This is a genomic window from Fictibacillus phosphorivorans (assembly GCF_023715845.1).
GTDB lineage: Bacteria > Bacillota > Bacilli > Bacillales > Fictibacillaceae > Fictibacillus > Fictibacillus phosphorivorans_D.
The window spans coordinates 1-20,185 of sequence record NZ_JAMBOR010000021.1 but is presented as its reverse complement, the minus strand read 5'-3'; the positions used below and the strand labels follow the sequence as shown (position 1 = coordinate 20,185).

General features: G+C 37.8%; 21 protein-coding genes and 1 tRNA gene. 14 read left to right on the top strand and 8 right to left on the bottom strand.

The features are described 5' to 3' along the window. Positions 1–97 precede the first annotated feature (97 nt). The 4 genes from M3206_RS14930 (at position 98) to M3206_RS14915 (ending at position 4,499) form a co-directional block, all read left to right on the top strand. A complete protein-coding gene (locus M3206_RS14930; protein ID WP_251313328.1) occupies positions 98–1,786 on the top strand; it encodes a formate--tetrahydrofolate ligase in 1,689 nt (562 codons plus the stop codon). A gap of 54 nt (positions 1,787–1,840) precedes the next feature. Beyond that, complete coding sequence (locus tag M3206_RS14925; protein ID WP_251313327.1) at positions 1,841–1,990, top strand: YycC family protein; 150 nt, start codon at positions 1,841–1,843, stop codon at positions 1,988–1,990. A gap of 114 nt (positions 1,991–2,104) precedes the next feature. Further along, the gene (locus tag M3206_RS14920) at positions 2,105–2,965 is read left to right on the top strand and encodes a CvfB family protein (protein WP_251313326.1); all 861 of its coding nucleotides are present in this window, start codon (positions 2,105–2,107) and stop codon (positions 2,963–2,965) included. Positions 2,966–3,080: 115 nt separating this feature from the next. Continuing rightward, complete coding sequence (locus tag M3206_RS14915) at positions 3,081–4,499, top strand: amino acid permease (protein WP_251313377.1); 1,419 nt, start codon at positions 3,081–3,083, stop codon at positions 4,497–4,499. Positions 4,500–4,515: 16 nt separating this feature from the next. Here the strand turns inward: M3206_RS14915 and M3206_RS14910 are convergent, their stop codons facing one another. Both M3206_RS14910 and M3206_RS14905 read right to left on the bottom strand, forming a co-directional pair. Next, positions 4,516–6,057 carry a solute symporter family protein gene (locus M3206_RS14910; RefSeq protein ID WP_251313325.1) on the bottom strand — a complete coding sequence of 514 codons (1,542 nt, stop codon included), beginning with the start codon at positions 6,055–6,057 and terminating at the stop codon, positions 4,516–4,518. Beyond that, the gene (locus M3206_RS14905; protein WP_251313324.1) at positions 6,054–6,389 is read right to left on the bottom strand and encodes a DUF485 domain-containing protein; all 336 of its coding nucleotides are present in this window, start codon (positions 6,387–6,389) and stop codon (positions 6,054–6,056) included. Before M3206_RS14905 ends, M3206_RS14910 begins: the two co-directional genes overlap by 4 nt. 209 nt (positions 6,390–6,598) lie before the next feature. Here M3206_RS14905 and M3206_RS14900 point away from each other — a divergent pair, with 209 nt between their 5' ends. Both M3206_RS14900 and M3206_RS14895 read left to right on the top strand, forming a co-directional pair. Next, positions 6,599–7,279: an MgtC/SapB family protein gene (locus M3206_RS14900; RefSeq protein WP_251313323.1), complete on the top strand. Its 681-nt coding sequence runs from the start codon at positions 6,599–6,601 to the stop codon at positions 7,277–7,279. 12 nt (positions 7,280–7,291) lie between these two features. Next, positions 7,292–7,849 (top strand): cysteine hydrolase family protein, encoded by a 558-nt coding sequence (locus M3206_RS14895; RefSeq protein ID WP_251313322.1) that lies wholly within the window; start codon positions 7,292–7,294, stop codon positions 7,847–7,849. A 64-nt stretch (positions 7,850–7,913) separates the two neighbouring features. On the opposite strand, the gene M3206_RS14890 is transcribed toward M3206_RS14895, so the two are convergent. Further along, entirely contained in the window at positions 7,914–8,978 is a 1,065-nt protein-coding gene (locus M3206_RS14890; RefSeq protein ID WP_251313321.1) for an SDR family oxidoreductase, read from the bottom strand. Positions 8,979–9,051: 73 nt separating this feature from the next. Here M3206_RS14890 and M3206_RS14885 point away from each other — a divergent pair, with 73 nt between their 5' ends. Together M3206_RS14885 and M3206_RS14880 are read left to right on the top strand one after the other, a co-directional pair. Beyond that, on the top strand, positions 9,052–9,714 hold the full coding sequence (locus M3206_RS14885; protein WP_251313320.1) for an NAD(P)H-binding protein: 663 nt from the start codon (positions 9,052–9,054) through the stop codon (positions 9,712–9,714). A 63-nt stretch (positions 9,715–9,777) separates the two neighbouring features. Further along, positions 9,778–10,212 (top strand): BrxA/BrxB family bacilliredoxin, encoded by a 435-nt coding sequence (locus M3206_RS14880; RefSeq protein ID WP_251313319.1) that lies wholly within the window; start codon positions 9,778–9,780, stop codon positions 10,210–10,212. A gap of 98 nt (positions 10,213–10,310) precedes the next feature. Here the strand turns inward: M3206_RS14880 and M3206_RS14875 are convergent, their stop codons facing one another. The 3 genes from M3206_RS14875 to M3206_RS14865 all read right to left on the bottom strand — a co-directional run bounded on the left by M3206_RS14875 (position 10,311) and on the right by M3206_RS14865 (position 13,584). After that, a complete protein-coding gene (locus M3206_RS14875; protein ID WP_285876991.1) occupies positions 10,311–10,490 on the bottom strand; it encodes a YjcZ family sporulation protein in 180 nt (59 codons plus the stop codon). A 228-nt stretch (positions 10,491–10,718) separates the two neighbouring features. Beyond that, positions 10,719–11,303, bottom strand: a complete 585-nt coding sequence (gene plsY / locus M3206_RS14870; protein ID WP_251313318.1) for a glycerol-3-phosphate 1-O-acyltransferase PlsY — start codon at positions 11,301–11,303, stop codon at positions 10,719–10,721. Positions 11,304–11,394: 91 nt separating this feature from the next. After that, positions 11,395–13,584 carry an MMPL family transporter gene (locus M3206_RS14865; protein ID WP_251313317.1) on the bottom strand — a complete coding sequence of 730 codons (2,190 nt, stop codon included), beginning with the start codon at positions 13,582–13,584 and terminating at the stop codon, positions 11,395–11,397. 111 nt (positions 13,585–13,695) lie between these two features. Here M3206_RS14865 and M3206_RS14860 point away from each other — a divergent pair, with 111 nt between their 5' ends. Both M3206_RS14860 and ltaE read left to right on the top strand, forming a co-directional pair. After that, positions 13,696–14,469 (top strand): class I SAM-dependent methyltransferase, encoded by a 774-nt coding sequence (locus M3206_RS14860; protein WP_251313316.1) that lies wholly within the window; start codon positions 13,696–13,698, stop codon positions 14,467–14,469. A gap of 15 nt (positions 14,470–14,484) precedes the next feature. Next, positions 14,485–15,504: a low-specificity L-threonine aldolase gene (gene ltaE / locus M3206_RS14855; protein ID WP_251313315.1), complete on the top strand. Its 1,020-nt coding sequence runs from the start codon at positions 14,485–14,487 to the stop codon at positions 15,502–15,504. 38 nt (positions 15,505–15,542) lie between these two features. Here the strand turns inward: ltaE and M3206_RS14850 are convergent, their stop codons facing one another. Together M3206_RS14850 and M3206_RS14845 are read right to left on the bottom strand one after the other, a co-directional pair. After that, entirely contained in the window at positions 15,543–17,003 is a 1,461-nt protein-coding gene (locus tag M3206_RS14850) for an amidase family protein (RefSeq protein ID WP_251313314.1), read from the bottom strand. A 140-nt stretch (positions 17,004–17,143) separates the two neighbouring features. After that, a complete protein-coding gene (locus M3206_RS14845) occupies positions 17,144–17,884 on the bottom strand; it encodes a DUF6081 family protein (protein ID WP_251313313.1) in 741 nt (246 codons plus the stop codon). A gap of 193 nt (positions 17,885–18,077) precedes the next feature. Here M3206_RS14845 and M3206_RS14840 point away from each other — a divergent pair, with 193 nt between their 5' ends. The 4 genes from M3206_RS14840 (at position 18,078) to M3206_RS14825 (ending at position 20,034) form a co-directional block, all read left to right on the top strand. After that, entirely contained in the window at positions 18,078–18,362 is a 285-nt protein-coding gene (locus M3206_RS14840; RefSeq protein WP_251313312.1) for a hypothetical protein, read from the top strand. A 99-nt stretch (positions 18,363–18,461) separates the two neighbouring features. Beyond that, positions 18,462–18,836, top strand: coding sequence for a DUF2203 domain-containing protein (locus M3206_RS14835; RefSeq protein ID WP_251313311.1), 375 nt, complete (start codon positions 18,462–18,464; stop codon positions 18,834–18,836). Positions 18,837–18,916: 80 nt separating this feature from the next. Further along, positions 18,917–18,991, top strand: a tRNA-Arg gene (locus M3206_RS14830). Between the two features lie 122 nt (positions 18,992–19,113). Beyond that, the gene (locus tag M3206_RS14825) at positions 19,114–20,034 is read left to right on the top strand and encodes a rhodanese-related sulfurtransferase (RefSeq protein WP_285876989.1); all 921 of its coding nucleotides are present in this window, start codon (positions 19,114–19,116) and stop codon (positions 20,032–20,034) included. The last annotated feature ends 151 nt before the right edge of the window (positions 20,035–20,185 follow it).

The window sequence follows — 20,185 nt, the reverse complement described above, 5'->3', positions numbered from 1 at the left end:
AATCAAAGTTACGTGTATAAAAACTAATCGCATCGCAAACCTATTTCATATACAATAGGGAGTGGAGATAATTTTACATATGGAGGGTCAAATCAACATGCTAGAAAAGGTTACGTATAAAAGTGATATCGAGATTGCCCAATCAGCCAAGATGCTGCGCATTGAAGAAATTGTAGGACATCTGGGAATTGATGAAGATGATTGGGAACCTTATGGAAGATACAAAGGGAAACTATCTTTAGATCTATTTCAAAAGCTTCAAAATGTCGAGGATGGAAAAGTAGTCTTAGTTACAGCAATCAGTCCAACACCAGCAGGGGAGGGGAAATCTACTGTAACAGTAGGTCTTGGACAAGCCCTTAACCGTGTTGGAAAGAAAACGATTATCGCTCTACGGGAACCTTCCCTTGGTCCTAGCATGGGGATTAAAGGCGGAGCAGCAGGTGGAGGTTACTCACAAGTAATGCCAATGGAAGATATAAACCTTCATTTTACAGGTGACCTTCATGCGATCACCACTGCTAATAATGCTCTGGCTGCACTAATTGATAATCATATCCACCAAGGAAATGCATTAAATATTGATCCGCGTAGAATCGTTTGGAAACGCGCTTTAGATATGAATGATCGCGCTTTAAGAAAAATTGTCATCGGGTTAGGTGGTCCCGTTCAAGGTGTACCTCGGGAAGACGGTTTTGATATTACTGTTGCTTCAGAGATCATGGCCATATTCTGCTTGGCTAATAACCTGGAAGATTTAAAGCTTAGACTGTCTAAAATGGTTGTTGCTTTTGATTATGACAATGAACCTGTTACAGCAGGCGATTTGAATGCACACGGTGCTCTAACACTTCTGTTAAAAGATGCGCTCCGTCCGAATATTGTTCAAACACTCGAAAATACACCTGCGTTGGTTCATGGCGGTCCTTTTGCAAACATCGCCCATGGGTGCAACAGTGTTATTGCAACGAAACTTGCGTCCAAACTAGGTGATATGGTAGTTACTGAAGCAGGATTCGGTGCTGATCTAGGTGCGGAGAAATTTTTAGATATTAAAGCAAGATACGCAGGTATCAATCCTAGTGCAGTCGTAATTGTTGCTACCGTAAGGGCCCTTAAGATGCATGGAGGATTAGCGAAAGAGTACTTGAAAAATCCTGATCTTGCTGCGCTTGAAAAAGGAATGCCAAACCTTGAAAAACACCTTGATACATTAAAACAATTTGGAGTCCCAGTCGTTGTAGCCATCAATAAGTTTGTTACAGACACGGAAGAAGAAATTTCTTTTATCAAAGATTGGTGCAGCAATAGAGGAATCGCTTCCGAGGAAGCTGATGTCTGGGCAAAAGGTGGAGAAGGCGGAGAAGGTCTTGCAAGACGAGTCATTGAGACAATTGAAAATGAGAAGAATGACTATCGTCCTTTATACGATCTTGATTTATCGATTTCAGAAAAAATTGAGATGATCTGTAAAAAGGTGTATGGGGCAGGTGAGGTTCAATTTTCACCTAAAGCATTAAAACAAATGAAGCAATATAGTGATTTTGGTTGGGACAAACTACCTGTTTGTATGGCTAAAACTCAGTATTCTTTCTCAGATGACCCTAAAAAACTTGGCCGCCCCGAAAACTTTACAATAACGATTAGAGAATTAAAACCTTCTATTGGGGCTGGATTTATTGTGGCGTTAACAGGTGATGTAATGACGATGCCTGGACTCCCAAAAGTTCCTGCTGCGAATAACATGGATGTAACGGAAGATGGTAAAGCAGTAGGTTTATTCTAAAACATCGATTTAACCTTTCATATTTCTGTTATACTTTTTGCTGGAGGGAAGGATATGAAACCATTACAACTATCGGCTGAAACTGCAGTTAGATTAGCAAAAGAATTAAATGTACCGCTAGAGCAGTTAATGCATATGCCTCAACACATTCTTGTAAAAAAACTTATGGAGCTTGAGGCAGCAAAAGATACTAAAGATGAATAATTAAGATGAAGAAGGCGAAAACCTACTATGTAGGTTTTTCTTTTTTTCGAAAATTCTTCACAGAGTGATGTGGTGAATAAAAACAAGATTGATCAACAGAAAAGGAATGAAACGATGGAACCAAAAAAGCCTGGATTAGTATATACACTCAAAGTACTTAGAGATTCAGATTTAGGATATGTTTTAGATTTAGAAGATGGAAAAGAAGTGCTTTTACATAAAGCTGAAGCGAAGGGAAAATATGAGGAAGGATCAAATGTTGAAGTCTTTCTGTATCAGGACCATGAAGGAAGACTAGCAGCGACTGAAACCATTCCAAAAGTAAGACTTGACTCTTTAGCCTGGTTGGAAGTGGCAGGAGTTAATCATAAACTTGGCGTATTTTTGCATATGGGCATTAAAAAAGATCTCCTTCTTTCAAAAGACGATCTCCCCCAATCTTGGGATGAATGGCCACATATTGGAGATAAATTGTATGCGGGTATGAAACTTGATAAAAAAGGTCGACTTTTTGCAGATTTGGCTACCGAGGAAGAGATGGTAGAACAAGCAGAAGCTGCGACTGAAGAGATGTTTAACAAACAAACATCCGGGTATGTTTATAAAATCAACGAATCTGGTGTGTTAGTATTTACAGATGAACAGCATATTGGATTTATTCATAATGATGAATTGAAAGTTAAACCGCGCTTAGGACAAAAGCTAGGCGCAAGAGTCGCTTATGTACGGGAAGATGGACGAATTAATTTGTCCATGAAAGCTCGAAAAGAAGTCGCTTATAGTGAAGATGCAGAGCGTATTTATCAATACCTTCGAGAAAATAAAGGACAGATGCCTTTAACGGATAAGTCATCACCAGATGAAATCAAAGAAACGTTCCAAATGAGTAAAGCTGCTTTTAAAAGAGCACTTGGTAAGCTTCTGAAGGAAGAGAAAATCATACAGGAAAACGGTAAAACATATCTTCAAATTTAAAGATACTGAGAGCCTCAAAAAGGCTCTTTTTTTTGTTCAAAAAATGAATGTTTTAAAACGACTCCGAGTTGAATTTCTGCCCATGGGGTAAAATAGATGATGATTGAAAGGTGGTATTTCATTGAGAAGGAATTTAGGTTTATGGGTTTTAACAGCCTTGGTGGTCGGAAATATGGTCGGATCAGGAATTTTCATGCTTCCTCGATCTTTAGCAGAAGTTGCAAGTCCTGCTGGGGTTATTTCTGCTTGGGTCATCACAGGTTTCGGCGTGTTAATGACAGCACTGGTTTTTGGTAATTTATCTCTCAGAAAGCCGGAATTAAATGGTGGTCCGCAAAACTATGCGAAAGCATTATTCGGAGAAAACAAGAAATCCTCCTTACTAAGTGGTTATCTTGTCAGCTGGGGCTACTGGGTAGCAAACTGGTCAGGTAACGTTGCTATTATTACAACTTTTTCTAGTTATTTATCTACTTTCTTTCCTATTATGACAAGTTCTCAAGCTTTATTTCGAGTGATGGGAACAACGGTCACAACAGGGGGAGTTATCACATTTGTCGTATGTACGGTACTTCTATGGGGAGTGCATATACTCATCTTAAATGGGATTGAAGGTGCGGGAAAAGTAAACTTTATTGCTACAGCTGCGAAAATAATCGGGTTCTTATTATTCATTTTAGCATGTATGTATGCTTTTCAAAGCAGCAACCTTCTTCCGTTCTACGAGCCAGTTAAAGCTGAAGGCGGGGTAACGAATGGATTTTTAAGTCAGATCAACAATGCAGCCATTGCGACTCTTTGGGCATTTGTTGGAGTTGAATCTGCAGTTGTATTCTCAACACGTGCTAGAAAAAAAAGCGATGTAAAAATAGCAACCATTTTGGGGCTTTTAATCGCATTAGCACTTTATTTAAGTATTACACTTTTGGTTATGGGAACTCTTACTCAAAATGAATTAGTTGTTTCTCAAAAGCCACTGGTCGATGCGCTAATGGCTGCAATCGGTCCATCTGGAAGTATGATCATGGCACTTCTAGGAGTCCTTTCTTTATTAGGGGCAACGATCGGCTGGGTATTGCTTTCGGCTGAAGTACCTTTTCAGGCTGCACAGCAAAAAATGTTTATACCTGCTTTTCTTAAGGAAAATAAAAATGGAGCACCTGTATTCTCTTTATGGGTTACAAACTTATGTACACAGCTCTTTTTATTTTCAGTTGTTTCACAATCCATGGCACAGGCCTTTGATTTTATGATTTTTATCGCAACACTTGCGTTTTTAGTTCCGTATATTGTCGCCTCCTTTTATCAATTAAAACTCGTAATAAAAGGGGAGACATATGGGGAGTCCGGCAACAAAAGAACTGTAGATGGAATTATTGCAGGATTGGCAGCGATTTACTCAATGTGGGTCATCTATGCAGGTACAGCAGATATTAAAACATTCCTATTTGGAGTTGCCCTTCTTGCTTCTGGTATATTGTTTTTTCCGTTCGTTCCAAAAGAAGCAGAAACAAGTGAAAAACCGGCTGAATGACAGCCGGTTTTTTCCTTTATGCACCTTTACGTAGACCTGAACCTGTATTCGCTTTTACAAGAATTTCATTAAATTTCTCTTCGTCAGAAGGCTTAGATAGCAATGTACCTACGATTGCACCTAAGAAACCAAGCGGGATCGAAACAATTCCAGGGTTTTCAAGAGGGAATATTGGTTCACCTGTTAAAATGGCTGCTCCTTCTACAGGGGACCAGACACTTGGAGATAAGGCTACAAGGATTAGAGAACTTAATAAACCTACGATCATTCCTGTAACAGCACCCCCCGTGTTGAAGCGCTTCCAAAAAATCGTCAATAAAATTATAGGAAGATTTGCGCTAGCTGCGACGGCAAATGCCAATGAAACCAAGAAAGCTACATTCAATTTTTGAGCGAATAGAGCCAGTATAATCGATAAAATCGCAACTCCGATAGAAGCCCATTTCGCTGCTTTCATCTGCTCTTTCTCCGTAGCTTTACCTTTGCGGATGATGTGAGTATAAAAGTCATGAGCAAACGCTGAAGCTGCTGATAAAACTAAACCTGCAACGACTGCCAAAATCGTCGCGAAAGCAACAGCGGATACGAATGCGAACAAGAACTCACCGCCTAGTACTTGTGCCAATAGAGGAGCGGCCATATTACCTGCGGCATTTGCTGCTACGATGTTATCTTGTCCAACAAAAGCTGCAGCACCAAATCCTAAGAAGATTGTCATGATATAAAAAGCACCGATCAGCCAGGTTGCATAAACAACCGACTTTCTAGCGGTTGGTGCATCTTTAACAGTGAAAAACCTTATAAGTATATGAGGAAGTCCAGCTGTTCCTAATACAAGGGCTAAATTCAACGAAATCGTATCGAGCGGATCCTTAAACTTGTTGCCAGGATTCAAGAAAGAATCTCCTAAAGCAGTAGACGCTTTGACTTGCGTAAACATTTCTGTAAAACTAAACCCAAACTTGGCAAAAACCATTACAGAAATAATAAAAGTTCCGATCATCAAAAGAACAGCTTTTACAATTTGAACCCAAGACGTCGCGGTCATTCCGCCAAATACAACATACACCGTCATCAAAACGCCAACGATGAGGACAGAATAGATATACTCAATACCTAGGAGAAGTTTAATCAGAGCTCCTGCACCCACAAGCTGAGCAACCATATAGAAGGTTGAGATGGACATCGTATTCAATGCTGCGACACCGCGAACTTTTTTATCATTGAAACGAGCAGCGATCATATCAGCCATTGTATATTTCCCTAAATTCCGAAGAGGTTCAGCTACTAAATATAAAACAACCAGATAAGCAACTAGAAATCCGATACTATAAAAGAAACCATCAAATCCGGCTAATGCGATGGAACCTGCAATACCTAGAAATGAAGCAGCTGACATATAATCTCCTGCGATGGCTAATCCATTCTGCATTCCAGTTAGTCCACCATCAGCTGTATAAAAATCACTCGTTGTATTCGTCCTTTTGGAAGCAAAATATGTAATGACTAATGTGAGGAAGACGATTACCAAGAATAGTGTGAATGCTGTTCCATTCATGAGGAGACCTCCTTGTCCATTTCCGTAACAACTTTATCTGCAAGTTCATCAAATCGTTTTGCTTTTTTGGTGTAAATCATACATAACGCCCATGTCATAATAAATTGGGCAAAGGCGAATATCCATGCCCAAGAAATGTCTCCGATTGCTTTGTTGTTTAAAACATCTGAATAAGCTGTTAGTAAGGGAAGGCTGAAATAAAACACTAAAAAGAACAATGTCATCGGTAAAATAAAACGCTTCTTCTCTTCCATCAGTTGTTTAAAATCATTGGATTTGACGATTTCGCTGTACCTTGGTTCATTATAATTCTTCTGTCTTTTAGGTAACACGCCGTTTCCTCCTTTTATTTAAATTGAAGATTACTGAAGGACACCCCCCTTAACAGAATTATTTTTATTTTCAGATAATAGAGCTTTTTTAATTATAAACGGAAAACGATATCCATTTCAATGAATCTAGGTTTATTGTTGAAGGAATATATGCTTTTGTTTGCGTATTATTAAGTAAGGGCAAATTACAGAGAAGAGGTGCTAACATCATGAGTGTTGTCTTAATCAAATTAGGAATATCCGCATTATTTGGATTAATGATCGGAATTGAACGAGAATTAAAGAACAAACCCGTAGGTCTTAAAACAAGTCTTGTCATCTCAATAAGCAGTTGTTTGCTCACCATTGTAAGCATTGAATCAGCCGAACATTACTCGACTTTATCGGGACAAACCGTTATGGACCCTATGCGTTTAGCCGCACAAATCGTGAGCGGTATAGGTTTTCTTGGTGCAGGAGTAATTTTACGAAGAAGCAATGATGTCATATCAGGACTAACAACAGCTGCTATGATTTGGGGGGCTTCTGGCTTAGGGATCGCTGCAGGAGCTGGTTTTTATAAAGAAGCTGCAGCAGGAGCTTTGCTAATTTTGATCAGTGTCGAATTAATCCCATTAATTATGAAAGGGATAGGTCCAAAAGCATTAAGACAGATCGATATAAAGTTAAAGTTAATCGTAAAACCTGAATCAAACATGAGTGAAGTAATGAAACAAATAAATGAGCTAAACGTAAAAATTGTAAACGTAAGAATTAAAGATCTTGAGAATGATAATCGAAAAATGGAGATGGCAGCGTCCATCTATGAAAAAAGGTACACGACCGATCTATATGATGATATGAAAAAGATTCATGGAATACGAAGTGTTGAGATCGAAACCCTTGATTAATAGGAGGATAATATGAAAGCTTTAGTCGTGATTGATTACACAAATGATTTTGTCGCCGATGAAGGAAAGCTTACTTGCGGAAAACCGGGTCAGGCGATTGAAGAGAGGATTGCAACAATCGCTGATGACTTCATAAAAAATAACGATTATGTGGTTTTTGCCGTGGATATTCATGAAGAAAATGATCCCTACCATCCAGAGAGCAAATTGTTTCCGCCACACAATATTAAGAATACAGAAGGCAGGGAGCTCTACGGAAAGCTTAAGGATGTATATATTGAAAACATGGCTCGTTCACAAGAAAACATTTTATGGCTTGATAAAACAAGGTACAGCGCTTTTGCAGGGACGGAGTTAGAGGTTAAATTAAGGGAGAGAAATATAAGGGAAATCCATCTGACAGGTGTGTGTACGGACATTTGTGTCTTACATACTGCAGTGGATGCATACAATAAAGGTTTTTCAATTGTGATCCACGAAGATGCTGTTCAAAGCTTTAGCCAGCCGGGTCATGAATGGGCTTTATCGCATTTTAAACATACATTAGGTGCAGAAGTTGTTAGTAAATAACAGTCTTGTTTAAAAAAGAGGGATGCTTCACAAGTAGAAATACTTTTGAGCATCCCTCTTAAATTTAATAACGTCTTAATGTAACATCAGAAGCATTTTCTTTGTAATAACGGACTAGTACCGGCACATATTCCTCAAAATCCGGGCATGTAATACCTGTACCTTCTAAATCATGAACGAGCTGAGAAGTATCATAATCTGCTTCATGTGAAAAGTAAGAAAGGATTTCTCGAGGTACACCAAGCCATTTAGAAAAAAATGATAACGATAATAGTTTATCGGCAATGGATCGTGGCAACTGCCAGCTTGGTTTTTTACCAGTAAGCTCTTTGCAGATTAATGTATACGCCTCTTGAATCTTTGGCGATGATGGACTTAGTAAATGGTAGGTTTTAGATTCACCCCGTTTATCATGAATCAAGTACACAGAAGCATTCACGATAAAATCAACTGGTACAAGGTGTATTTTAGATGTTGATCGACCGATATATGGGATTGGCAGGGAAGATAGCTTGCTTAAGAACCTCATCATAAAATACGGCCCATCAAACTTTATCGTTTGTCCGGTTTTTGAATCACCAACGATAATTCCAGGTCTCAAAATAGTGATTGGCAGTTCATCCCTATGCATCCTTACGATCCGTTCTGCCTCATTCTTTGTCTGTTCGTAAAAGTTACGGTAGCTACTAGGTTCTGACAAGTTGGATTCTACTACTTGGCCTTTTTCTTCTCCTGACACATAAGCAGTGCTGAAATAAGCAAAACGCTTCAGATTTTTACACGTTATCACGAATTTTAATACATTTTCTGTACCAAGAACATTACAGGAATAAGAAGGGGCGTATGCTGCAGTTAAATCATACAGTGCAGCAAGATGGATGCAATGCGTTAGTTTTTCAGCTATTTCGCGTCTCAATTCTTTAGCCAAACCAAGGCCATCTTTCGTTATGTCTCCTTCTATTAAAGTGATGTTCTTTTTGTGATCCATCATTTTTTGTTCTGCAATCCTTCTCTCTTGTTTTAGAATTAATAGATAAAAATGAGAAGAGGGGTACTTGGATTGAAGAGCTTCTAAGAGTTTTGTAGCTATAAAACCTGGAAATCCAGTGATAAGATAAGTATGTTCCAAGAGTAGCACCAACCTGTCTAAAATATTTTTATACACTAAAAAAATTTTCTTAAAAGCAGAAGGGATTAAAGATATGAAAGCAAAAACGATTATTGTAGCAGGAGCAAGCGGTCTGGTTGGCAAGGAAGTTGTAAAGCAGTTAATCGCCGACCCTCATTGCAAAGAAATCATATCACTTGTTCGAAAAGTGTCCGAAACTAAACATGAAAAAGTTAAAGAAGTTTTGTATGATTATACAAAATCAGAATATGAGCTCGAGAACGTAGAAGCAGACGGCATGATTATTTGTATCGGAACTACGATGAAAAAAGTAAAAACAAAAGAAAGATTTAAAGAAGTAGACCTCCATATTCCCGTTAAACTCGCAAAGTTGGCAATTAAGTTAGACATTCAACATATTGCAGTTATTTCTGCAATGGGAGCAAGTCCGAATTCTTCCTTTTTTTATAATCGTGTAAAAGGGGAGATGGAGAAACAATTAATCTACTTACAGCTAAAAAATTTAACAATCGTAAGACCATCCTTATTAATTGGAGATCGTCACGAATTTCGTTTCGGAGAAAAATTAGCGGAAAAAATCTTTTCAGCAATGCCTTTTGCTTTTCCAAAAAAATATAAACCGATCGAATCTACTGATGTTGCCAGAGCAATGATTAAATCCATTTTTCATCATTCTAATCATCAAGTAAATATCATAGAAAACACGGATATTCATCAGTTAGGCCGAAACAGTTAAAAAAAATGCTTATCTACGCTATAATAACATTGTATGTAAATGATTCGTTTTCAGGAGGAATACATGATGAATGCCTATGAAGAATATATGAAACAAATGGCTCAGCCTATGAGAGATGAATTAACTCGTGCTGGTTTTGAAGAATTAAAGACACCAGAAGAAGTAAATTATTTTATGCAAGAAACAGAGGGAGCAGCCCTTGTTGTTATTAACTCTGTATGTGGATGTGCTGCAGGTCTTGCTCGTCCTGTTGCAGTTGCATCATTGAACCACTCCGTAAAACCTGACCAGTTGGTTACAGTGTTTGCGGGACAAGATAAAGAAGCCACTGCACAGATAAGAGAATATTTTGGTGATATTCCGCCATCTTCTCCTTCTATGGCTCTTTTAAAAGAGGGTAAGGTTGTTCATTTTATCCACAGACATAACATTGAGAATCATTCACCAGAAGAGATTCTAGAGAACCTTTTAGGAGCTTATGATCAGCATTGTTCTTAATGGATAATTTTGTAAAAATGATGTGAGATTATTTTATCACAGAATATGGAAAGAGAGAAGCGAATCCGCTTCTCTCTTTCTTTTTATAAATAATTACATTAATGACAAGATGACTCATCTTTGTCGCAATCGTCTTTACCATGGAAAGCTGTAGCACCGATAATGATTAATAGAATGAATAGAACAACAATAATTAAGAATCCACAACCATAACCATGACCATGACCATAGCCACCGCCATATCCGCCATGAATCGGCACGTTTGCAACTGGCTTCATGCCAATATTCATATTGTCACCATAAGGTATATTCATTTTCTTGTTTTCCATTTCAGTCCCTCCAAATTTAAGTCTAGGTCAACGTCACATTACACAATATGACCGGACTACCTAAGCCGACACGGACAAATGCGGAATTTTTAGTGAAAACGCCTGTACTTTTTTAGGAGAAGAGCCTATTTTTTAAAAATAGAAAGAAAAAAACCGTTCTTAACAGAAAGAACGGTCTTAAATCCATTTTACTTTTGGTTCAGTTTTCTTAACAATCCGGACAATGTTTTGTCTATGTCTGTACAATAAAAAGAGGGTAAAACCACTAAGGATATACGTTGTAATGGTATCTGCAAGAATAATACTTAAGACTACTGAGCCCACACCAGCTAAGATTGATGAAAGAGATACATACTTACTTATATATAAAGATACAAAGAAAGTAATCAAGACCAGTAGAAATAATAACGGCTGTGCAAATAATAGAACGCCTCCAGATGTAGCTACAGCTTTTCCGCCTTTAAAATTTGCAAATACAGGATAACAATGTCCAATAACGGCAGGGATTCCTGCCACTAAGGGATGCAGGTCTGCTTGCAGCAGAAAGGGCAGGCTAGCAGCTAGGGTGCCTTTTAATACGTCTGCTGCAGAAACAATGAATCCAGCTTTCTTACCTAGAGTCCTAAACGTGTTTGTGCCGCCTAGATTACCGCTGCCATGCTGACGAATATCAATTCCATAACCGATTTTTCCTACCAGTAGCGCAAAGGGGATTGAGCCTAGCAAATAAGAAAGAAGAAAAATAATAACTGTGTCGATCATATAAACACCCCTATAAATTAAATAGCTAGTTCTTATTATAGGACATTATAATTTAATTTCCCACTATTGTTTAAAGAAAAAAGCACTCCTATCAAAGAAGAGTGCTTCGTTGTTTATGTGGTTTACGTCGTTTTGAAAAAGGCATCCACCAATTCCAATGGCCGAGAAGCTTCATTAATGAAGGTACAAAAATCATCCTTACGATGGTTGCATCGATTAATATGGCTAACGCAATGGCTATTCCGATCTGCTTAACAGGCATCACATCCGTGAAAGCAAAAGATCCTGTTATAACGATCATGATTGCCGCTGCAGATGTAATAATCTTCGAGGTTGATGTCAGACCTTTCAATGTTGCATGATCATTATTACCCGTTTCTTCATACATTTCTTGAATTCTAGAGATTAAGAACACTTCGTAATCCATACTTAATCCAAAAACGATACCAAATGTAAAGACAGGAATCATTAATCCAATATCCACGGGCTCCATCATTATACCGCTTTGAAAAATCCATACGATCATACCGAAAGTCGCTGATAAACTTAGCATGTTCATAATAATTGCTTTTATCGGAATAAAGACTGATCTAAATGCAATCATTAAGATAAATAGAGTAGCTGCAAGGACAACAGCAAGCCCGTACGGAGCTTTCTCAATAATCTCGTCAAAGATTTCCTGGTTAAACTTAGTTGACCCGCCGATCGTCAAGCTAAGACCTTCATATTCCCTTTCCCATTCTTTCACGAACTGTTTTGCGTCTTTACCTGTAACATCTACAGATAGATAAGCACGAACAACTGCAGTACGATCATTCACGAATGGATCGAGCGCTGGGGAAAGCTGTTGTTTTCCTTGTTCTGTTTGAAGGAATTGAAATAGTTCGTTGCTCTTCAGCTGATCGGTATAATCAAAAAATGAATCTGTTTTCGCGATTTCTTTTTGACCTTCGAGATCTCTTATCAAACGTTCCAAGGAAAGAAATGCCTCTTTATCTTTCAGAAATGATTTTTCCGACTCTGCAACAACGAGTACAGGATACAATTCATCCTCTCCAAAAGTCTTTTCAAACTTTTCGAAAGCCGTTCTTGATTCATAATCAGGAGGTAAAGCCTCTGCTTCAGGAATTGAAAGTTTCATATCTTTAACAGGCGTTACTGAAAAAATGAGCAAACTAGCTGCAAATAATGCCATGATAACCGGACGTTTCATTACAAAAGATGCAAATGAATACCAGATCGAACGATCATTTTCCTTTATTTTAAGAATTTTAAGTGCATTAATTCGTTTACCAAGAATAGCAAGCAAGGCCGGCAGAAAAGTAATAGCGATTAAGACAGACAATACAACAACTACCATCCCGCCGATAGCCACTGTTTTAAAAATATCTATATCTATAAGAAGCATTCCTGATAACCCTAAAAAGACACATAAACCTGAAAAAGCGATCGATCTTCCAGCAGTCTGTACAGATATTACGGTTGCTTTTTCAACCCCCTTATGAAGTTCCTCCCTAAAGCGGTTAACGAGCAGGAGGGCAAAATCGATTCCTAATGCCAGTCCGATCATCGGAACAACATTTAATAAGAAAATACTTACGTTCGCTTCTTGACCGTAAAAGTATAATAAACCAAGGGAGCTTGCTACACTGATTAGTCCAACAATGATCGGCAATCCTGCCGCGACCAGGCCACCAAAAGCAAGCAATAGGATAAGGAGCGCAGCAGGAATGCCAATAGCTTCCGCGCGTGCTAAATCCTGCTGGCTTGCTGTATTCATATCTTCAGCAATTACAGGACCGCCAGTTAAAGAGACTGTAATATCATGGTCTTTCGGCAGTCTGTCTCTAATTTGATCGATCGATTTCTTCAGATCATTCAAACTCTTGTCAAACTGAATCGACGCAAATGAAACATTGTCTTTAATCATTTTGTCTGGTGCCTCATAAGGACTCTCGATACCTACTGCATCTTCAACATCTTCCATAGATTTAAGCGTGTTATTCACAAATTGTTTATATGTATCATCTTGTGCTTCATAACTTTTTGAATCAAAGATTAACATCACGGAAGACTTTGGCTGATTAAATCTTTCTTGGAGGATATTTTCAACCTTTGAGAAAGATCCCTCCATCTCAAAACCGCTGCCGCTCAAGATAGAAGGTAATTTTATTGCAAAAAAGCCTAATAGAATGGTAGTTAACATCCAAAATGCTATAATAGCAATACGGAATCGGTAAGTAATTCTGCCTAGTCTCAGGAAAGGGGAGCTTTTTTTCATGGTGGAGCCTCCTTGTACATATCTTCCCATATTTTAGGTGTGTTCTAAGAGATATGCAACTATTACGTTACATAAATAAAATAGACAATTGATTTAGACAGGATGATCTTTATGATAGTAACAACAGCAGGAAAAAATGCAGAAAAAATTATTAAAAAAGCGAAAGAAACAGCACTGTTATTAAAAAGCTCATTTTTGGAGAGAGGCAGTCATTCTATCTCTTCATTTATTGAAAAATATAACGATGATGTCCTGATGATCGGTGTAGAAAAAATTTCTTATCATCCTAAAGACGGGAGTTCTCCGTTCTTTTTTCATCCTAACTCTTCCATGTTTAGGGTTAAGCAACTGCTTAGAGGCGATAAAGATGCTTTTGTAGAAGCGGCAAAACTAAAACCTGGAATGTCATTACTCGATTGTACACTTGGTCTCGGTTCTGATTCGATCGTTGGCAGTTTAGTAGCTGGTGAGGATGGCAAGGTGACTGGGATTGAGAGTAGCAAAGCCATTGCATTTGTTGTACAAAGTGGGTTAAGTGTATGGGATAGCAGTATTAAAGAAATGAACGATGCCATGCGCCGTATTGAAGTCGTTCACGGTGACCATTATGAAGTCTTAAAAAAACAATCAGATCATTCCTTTGATGTAGTCTATTTTGATCCCATGTTTGAATCAAGTATCCAGTCACCTGGAATACAAGGCTTAAAAGGGAGTGCAGATTATCGTGTACTCACACCGGAAGTTATTAAAGAAGCCTTCAGAGTAGCATCACAGCGAGTGGTGTTAAAAGACAGCAGAAACAGCAGCAAATTTAATGAGCTTGGATTTACCGTAATTCAGAGAAACGCCAGCTTTTTATATGGAGTATTGGAAAAAAATACATAAACGAAAGGTGATAGTATGATTGATTTAAGAAGCGATACACTTACACAGCCGACCAAAAGAATGAGACAAGCGATCTATGAAGCAACTGTGGGGGATGATGTTTACGGTGAAGATCCAACGGTAAATAAATTGGAAGAACTTGCGGCAGAAATCCTTGGTAAAGAAGACGCGCTGTTTGTTACAAGTGGAACACAAGGAAATCAATTAGCTGTACTTAGCTATTGTTCGCCAGGAGATGAAATCATCGTAGAAGCAGAGTCTCATATTTTTTATTACGAAGGGGGAGGGATCTCAGCTTTAGCTGGAGTACAACCCCGTGTAGTTACAGGACATAAAGGGGCCATGGACCCTAAAGACGTTAAAGCGGCTATAAGATCAGAGGATATTCATTTTCCCGATACTTCCTTAATCTGTCTAGAAAACACACATAATCGTTCAGGAGGATCAATCGTTTTAACAGAGAATATGAAAGATATTTTTGACGTGGCTAAACAGGCTTCTATACCTGTACATATAGATGGTGCAAGATTATTTAACGCTGCTGTAGCATCTAATAAAAAAGTTATCGACTACACACAATACTGTGATTCTGTTCAAATTTGTTTATCAAAAGGTTTAGGTTCTCCCGTCGGTTCACTTTTAGCAGGAAAGAAAGAGATGATTAAGAAAGCTAGAAAATGGAGAAAACGCCTTGGCGGCGGTTTGAGGCAAGCAGGTTTCTTAGCAGCAAGCGGCATTATTTCATTAACTGAAATGGTAGATCGATTAGCTGAAGATCATGAAAAAGCATTACGATTAGCAAATGCTATAGAGGAAATTAGTGGACTTACTCTAAAAAGTCTGCCAGATACCAATATAGTCATTTTAAATATTGAAAAGACTAACAAGTCTAATGAAGAATTCTTAGAAGATCTAAAAAGAGAAGGAGTTCTTGGTGTATCATTTGGAGAAGGCCAAATCCGTTTAACCACACATTATGATGTGAGCTTTGAAGATATTGAAGAGGCTATCTCTGCATTAAAGAAAATCGCATAAGGTTATCAAAACACTGGCCGGGGATGACCCCGGCTTTTTTAGCTGAATTTAATCGGTTTACGCATTTGGGTCGATTTTTCATAGACATACGCAAATTCGATTAATTTTTTCTCTGAGAATGCCTCTGCAGTAAAAATGATGCTTAGAGGCATTCCATTCTTATCGAACCCAGAAGGAACCGAAATAGAAGGGTAGCCAGCTTTTGCGGGGATTCCATACCAAACATCATTTGGGCTGATAAGCGCATCAAGCTGATTTTCGTGCATGACTAAATCGATTCCATTGTTTTGTGTATGCTCTAAATCATTCAATCTGGAGTTTATATAATCTGGACTTGTTAACGTTCCTCCTGTTTTGTTACTTTCAATCAATAATTCTTGATTATATTTTAGACAACCTGCTTTGTTTTTTTCGTTAAAGGCGATGATATCTGATAAGGTCTGTAACCCTAAAGAAGGAGATACTGTTTTCAGATAATGATTGATCCCAGATTTAAATTCATGCAGCAAAACATGATAATCAATACTGTTTTTCTTCTCTACAGGAGAAATTTGGTCTAAATGAACAATCTCAGCTCCTGCTTTTGAGAGGTCAAAAAGAGCTTGATCAAATACAGATTTTTGTATTTCACTTAAGTTTTTTATACAAAAATCATATGCTACTCCTAATCGTTTGCCCTTTAATGATGCGTGAGGCAGTCCTTCCATGTAGGAAACCACAGGCGGTGCACTATGTGTAGCTGAGTCTTCAGGATCATAGCCAGTTAAGATCTCGAGTAATATAGCTGCATCCTTAACATTTCTTGCCATTGGTCCGGCTGTATCTTGGCTAAAAGAGATAGGGATGATTCCTGTTCTTGATACAAGACCTACGGTAGGTTTTATCCCTACAATATTATTATTTCCAGCTGGGCAGAGGATAGAGCCTGAAGTCTCTGTTCCAACAGCTAACATTGTAAAATTACAAGCTACCGCTGCTCCTGATCCAGAACTTGAACCGCTCACATCAAGTTCACCCGGACCATAAGGATTTAAGACTTGTCCACCCCTTGAACTGTACCCATTTGGCATATTATAAGCCATGAAGTTCGCCCACTCCGTCATATTCGCCTTACCGAGAATCACAGCCCCGGCGTCCCTAAGCTTTTTTACAATATAGGCATCTTTCTTTGCGTAATGATTTTCTAAGGCTATCGATCCCGCACTCGTATGCATTTGATCGCCTGTATCTATATTATACTTTAGAAGCACAGGGACACCATGTAAAGGACCACGAATCACCCTATTTTTCCTCTCAGTATCAAGACTTCGAGCAATGAATAATGCCTCGGGATTTATTTCTAAGATAGAATTAATTGTCGGACCTGATTGATCGTATAATGCTATACGTTTTAAGTAATATTTAACAAGTTCGGATGAGGTTATTCCTTCATTCTCAAAATAGGTTTGCAGCTGATCCAGTGTCATTTCATCTATTTGTAACACGTTGATTTGTGACATTTTGGCGCTTCCTCTCTTATTTACTTATTACTTATTATATAAAACTGTCGCAAAAAAAGGAATTTTCATACTATTTATAGAATACATAAAAAAAGGCCCGCATCATGCAGACCTTTGAAGGAATTAGCCGAATTGCTGTATTAGTCTTCAATTGAGATTTTCATAGGAGTCCATTCTCCGATAATTCCTTGCCCATGAAGAGAAGTGCTTCCTTCAGGAGATAAATCTTTTTCTGTCATTAAACCAAGGGCAACTGTAAATTCATTAAACTTGATTGGAACATTCTTTTCCATTCTAATTACTTCACCATTCACTGTGAAAACAACTTCATCGGTTGCACGGTGATATGAAATCTCATACTCATTCCAATCTCTATGCTTAAAAGCTGATTCTTCTTTAAAAACACAAAAATATTTGGTTTTACCCGTTTCAGGTACCTTTACACCTGGAAAAGGAAGGACTGCATAAACACTTGCATACTGATCATTACCAGCAAAGAAGTCAAGTGCAGCACCCGTTGTAAAATCTAATAAATTCACAGAAACGAATCCATCATATAAATCGCCTGGATTTGTACCGATTGGACGTGATCGCATCTTCCACTTAAATGTGATACTTCCTTCTTCAGGAATTTTCACAGGTTCTTTCGAATAATACATGTGCTTCGCATTATCTAAAAATTGTATAGAAGGGTGGGATTTAGTAAAGGGATTAACTCTGACATATAACTCATCATTTCTGACGATTACAACCGCTTCAGGCTCTCTAAACTCATGAAAAGAACCATCCGGAAGTGGGAAACCTCCCATTTTCCATGTGTCAGATTCTGATAAGATCGAATGAAAATTACCCATTACCATTTCTCTTTGCAGTTTCTTCATTGAACACAGCTCCTAGTTATATTTGCTTGTATAAGGTTATTTAATCAAATAAAAAGTTTTGGGGCAAATTTTGGCTGTTCTATTAATACCAGTCCATTAAAAAGCTAGATTAATTACGTGGACAAGTATATTTCAGAAAAAACTGAATAATAATGGTATTAAGAGCTCGCAAATTAAAGGAGGGTGTTTCTCTATGAAAACGGTATCTTATATTAATTTAAGAAAAGAAAAGGATAAGACGTTCACATGTGATGATAGAATCATGTTGTTTATAACGAAGTTTCATCTAAAATCCAAAAGGGACAAATGGTTAACATTAAGGCTGCTTCTCAGGAAGGATTCTGTTGATTTAGTAGAACAAATTTTAATCAGTTCTGAATACAGAAGAGATTTTCCTGAACTGCTTGAGGACGACAAGGTTAGAGATTTTTATTTAGATTTAAAGAATCCAAAAAAAGAAATATGCCTTACCGTTTAGCCTTTTGGGAAACCAAAAGGTTTTCTTCTTGCCGTTTTTAGTGGGCATGCATACCTTCATTTGATATAATACGAACAAGAATATGAAGGAGCATGAATGATGAAACGTTATACATTAGAAGAAGCGAACCAACTTCTGCCAGTCTTATCCAAACAATTTGATTCTCTACATAATCTACAAAGAGAATTCGATCTTTGGTACGAATCGTATAAGCAGGTTGAGCCTCATTTAAATGCAGAAGAAAAAGTAGAATGGGAAAAAAGAATTCAACATATGGAGTTAGAGGCTGAAGTTTTTATCTCAAATATTCTTTCTTACGGTGTTTGGTTTGAAGATGCATTTTCATCTACACTCCATTTTCCAGCCATTTTAAATGGAAAAAAAGGAATCTTTAAATGGCATCCTGAGGAACCGTTAATCACCGTCTATCAGAGTGCTGAAGAAAAAATCACTCCGTTACACTTAGTAAATTAAGAAAAATATATATAATTTGTTTAAATAAAGCTTGTTTTTTTTCTGTTTATTGTTTATGATATTAATCGTGACGGTAATTAGCGCCTATAGTGAAATGGATATCACACGAGATTTCGGCTCTCGTATTCTGGGTTCGAATCCTGGTGGGCGCGCCACTATCCAATTGAATATTGATTATCGGTTCAATCCGGTACTCACCACGGGGAATGGCAATTGAGACCGGTGGTTTTTTATTTGGCGTCATAAATAAACTAACGTTGCAGGTTGGTGATGAATAATGTCAGAAAAAATGAGAGTACTTTTGTATTATAAGTATGTACCGATTGATGATCCAGAAAGCTTTAAGGATGAACACCTTAAGTTTTGTAAGGATTTAGGACTTCGCGGGCGTATTATTGTTGCTCCAGAAGGCATCAATGGAACTGTATCAGGTACATTTGAACAAACAGAGATCTATATGGATCATCTTAAAGCAGATCCACGCTTTGAAGATATTGTCTTTAAAATAGATGAAGTTGAAGAGCATGCATTTAAAAAGATGTTTGTTCGCCATAAAAAAGAGCTTGTAACTTGGCGCTTTGAAGAAGACGTAAACCCGAACGAGCTTTCAGGTAAACGCTTGTCTCCAAAAGAGTTTTATGAAGCACTTCAAGATGAAGATGTTATCGTAATCGATGGTCGAAATGACTATGAATACGAAATCGGACATTTTAAAGGTGCGATCAAACCTGATGTAAAAGCATCACGCGATTTCCCTAAATGGGTTCGTGAAAACTTAAGTGAATTTAAAGATAAGAAAGTATTAACTTATTGTACAGGAGGAATCCGCTGCGAAAAGTTCACTGGTTTCCTGCTGAAAGAAGGCTTTAAAGATGTTTCACAACTTGAGGGTGGTATCGTATCTTACGGAAAAGATCCTGAAGTAAAAGGACGATTCTGGAATGGTAAATGTTACGTATTTGACGAGCGTATTGCTGTACCAATCAACCGCACTGAAGAAGATGTAGTAATCGCTAAATGTTATTATTGCGGTAAAACAGAAGATCGATACGTTAACTGCGCAAATCCTGAGTGTAACAGACAACATGTATGCTGTACGGATTGTGAAGTTAAGCATAAACGTTCATGTTCAAAAGAATGTTTAGAACATCCTCGTAACCGTTATGAAACAGAAAGTAAAGAACAAAAAAGCGTTTAATTAAGAGCCAGTATATATACTGGCTTCAGCTTGTAGACAAAGTCATGTCTACAAGCTTTTTTTATTGTACAATTAAAGTAGATAATGTTTGAGGGGAGAAATATACATGTTATCTAAGCATACTACTGAAGGACGTCACCAAGTAACTCTA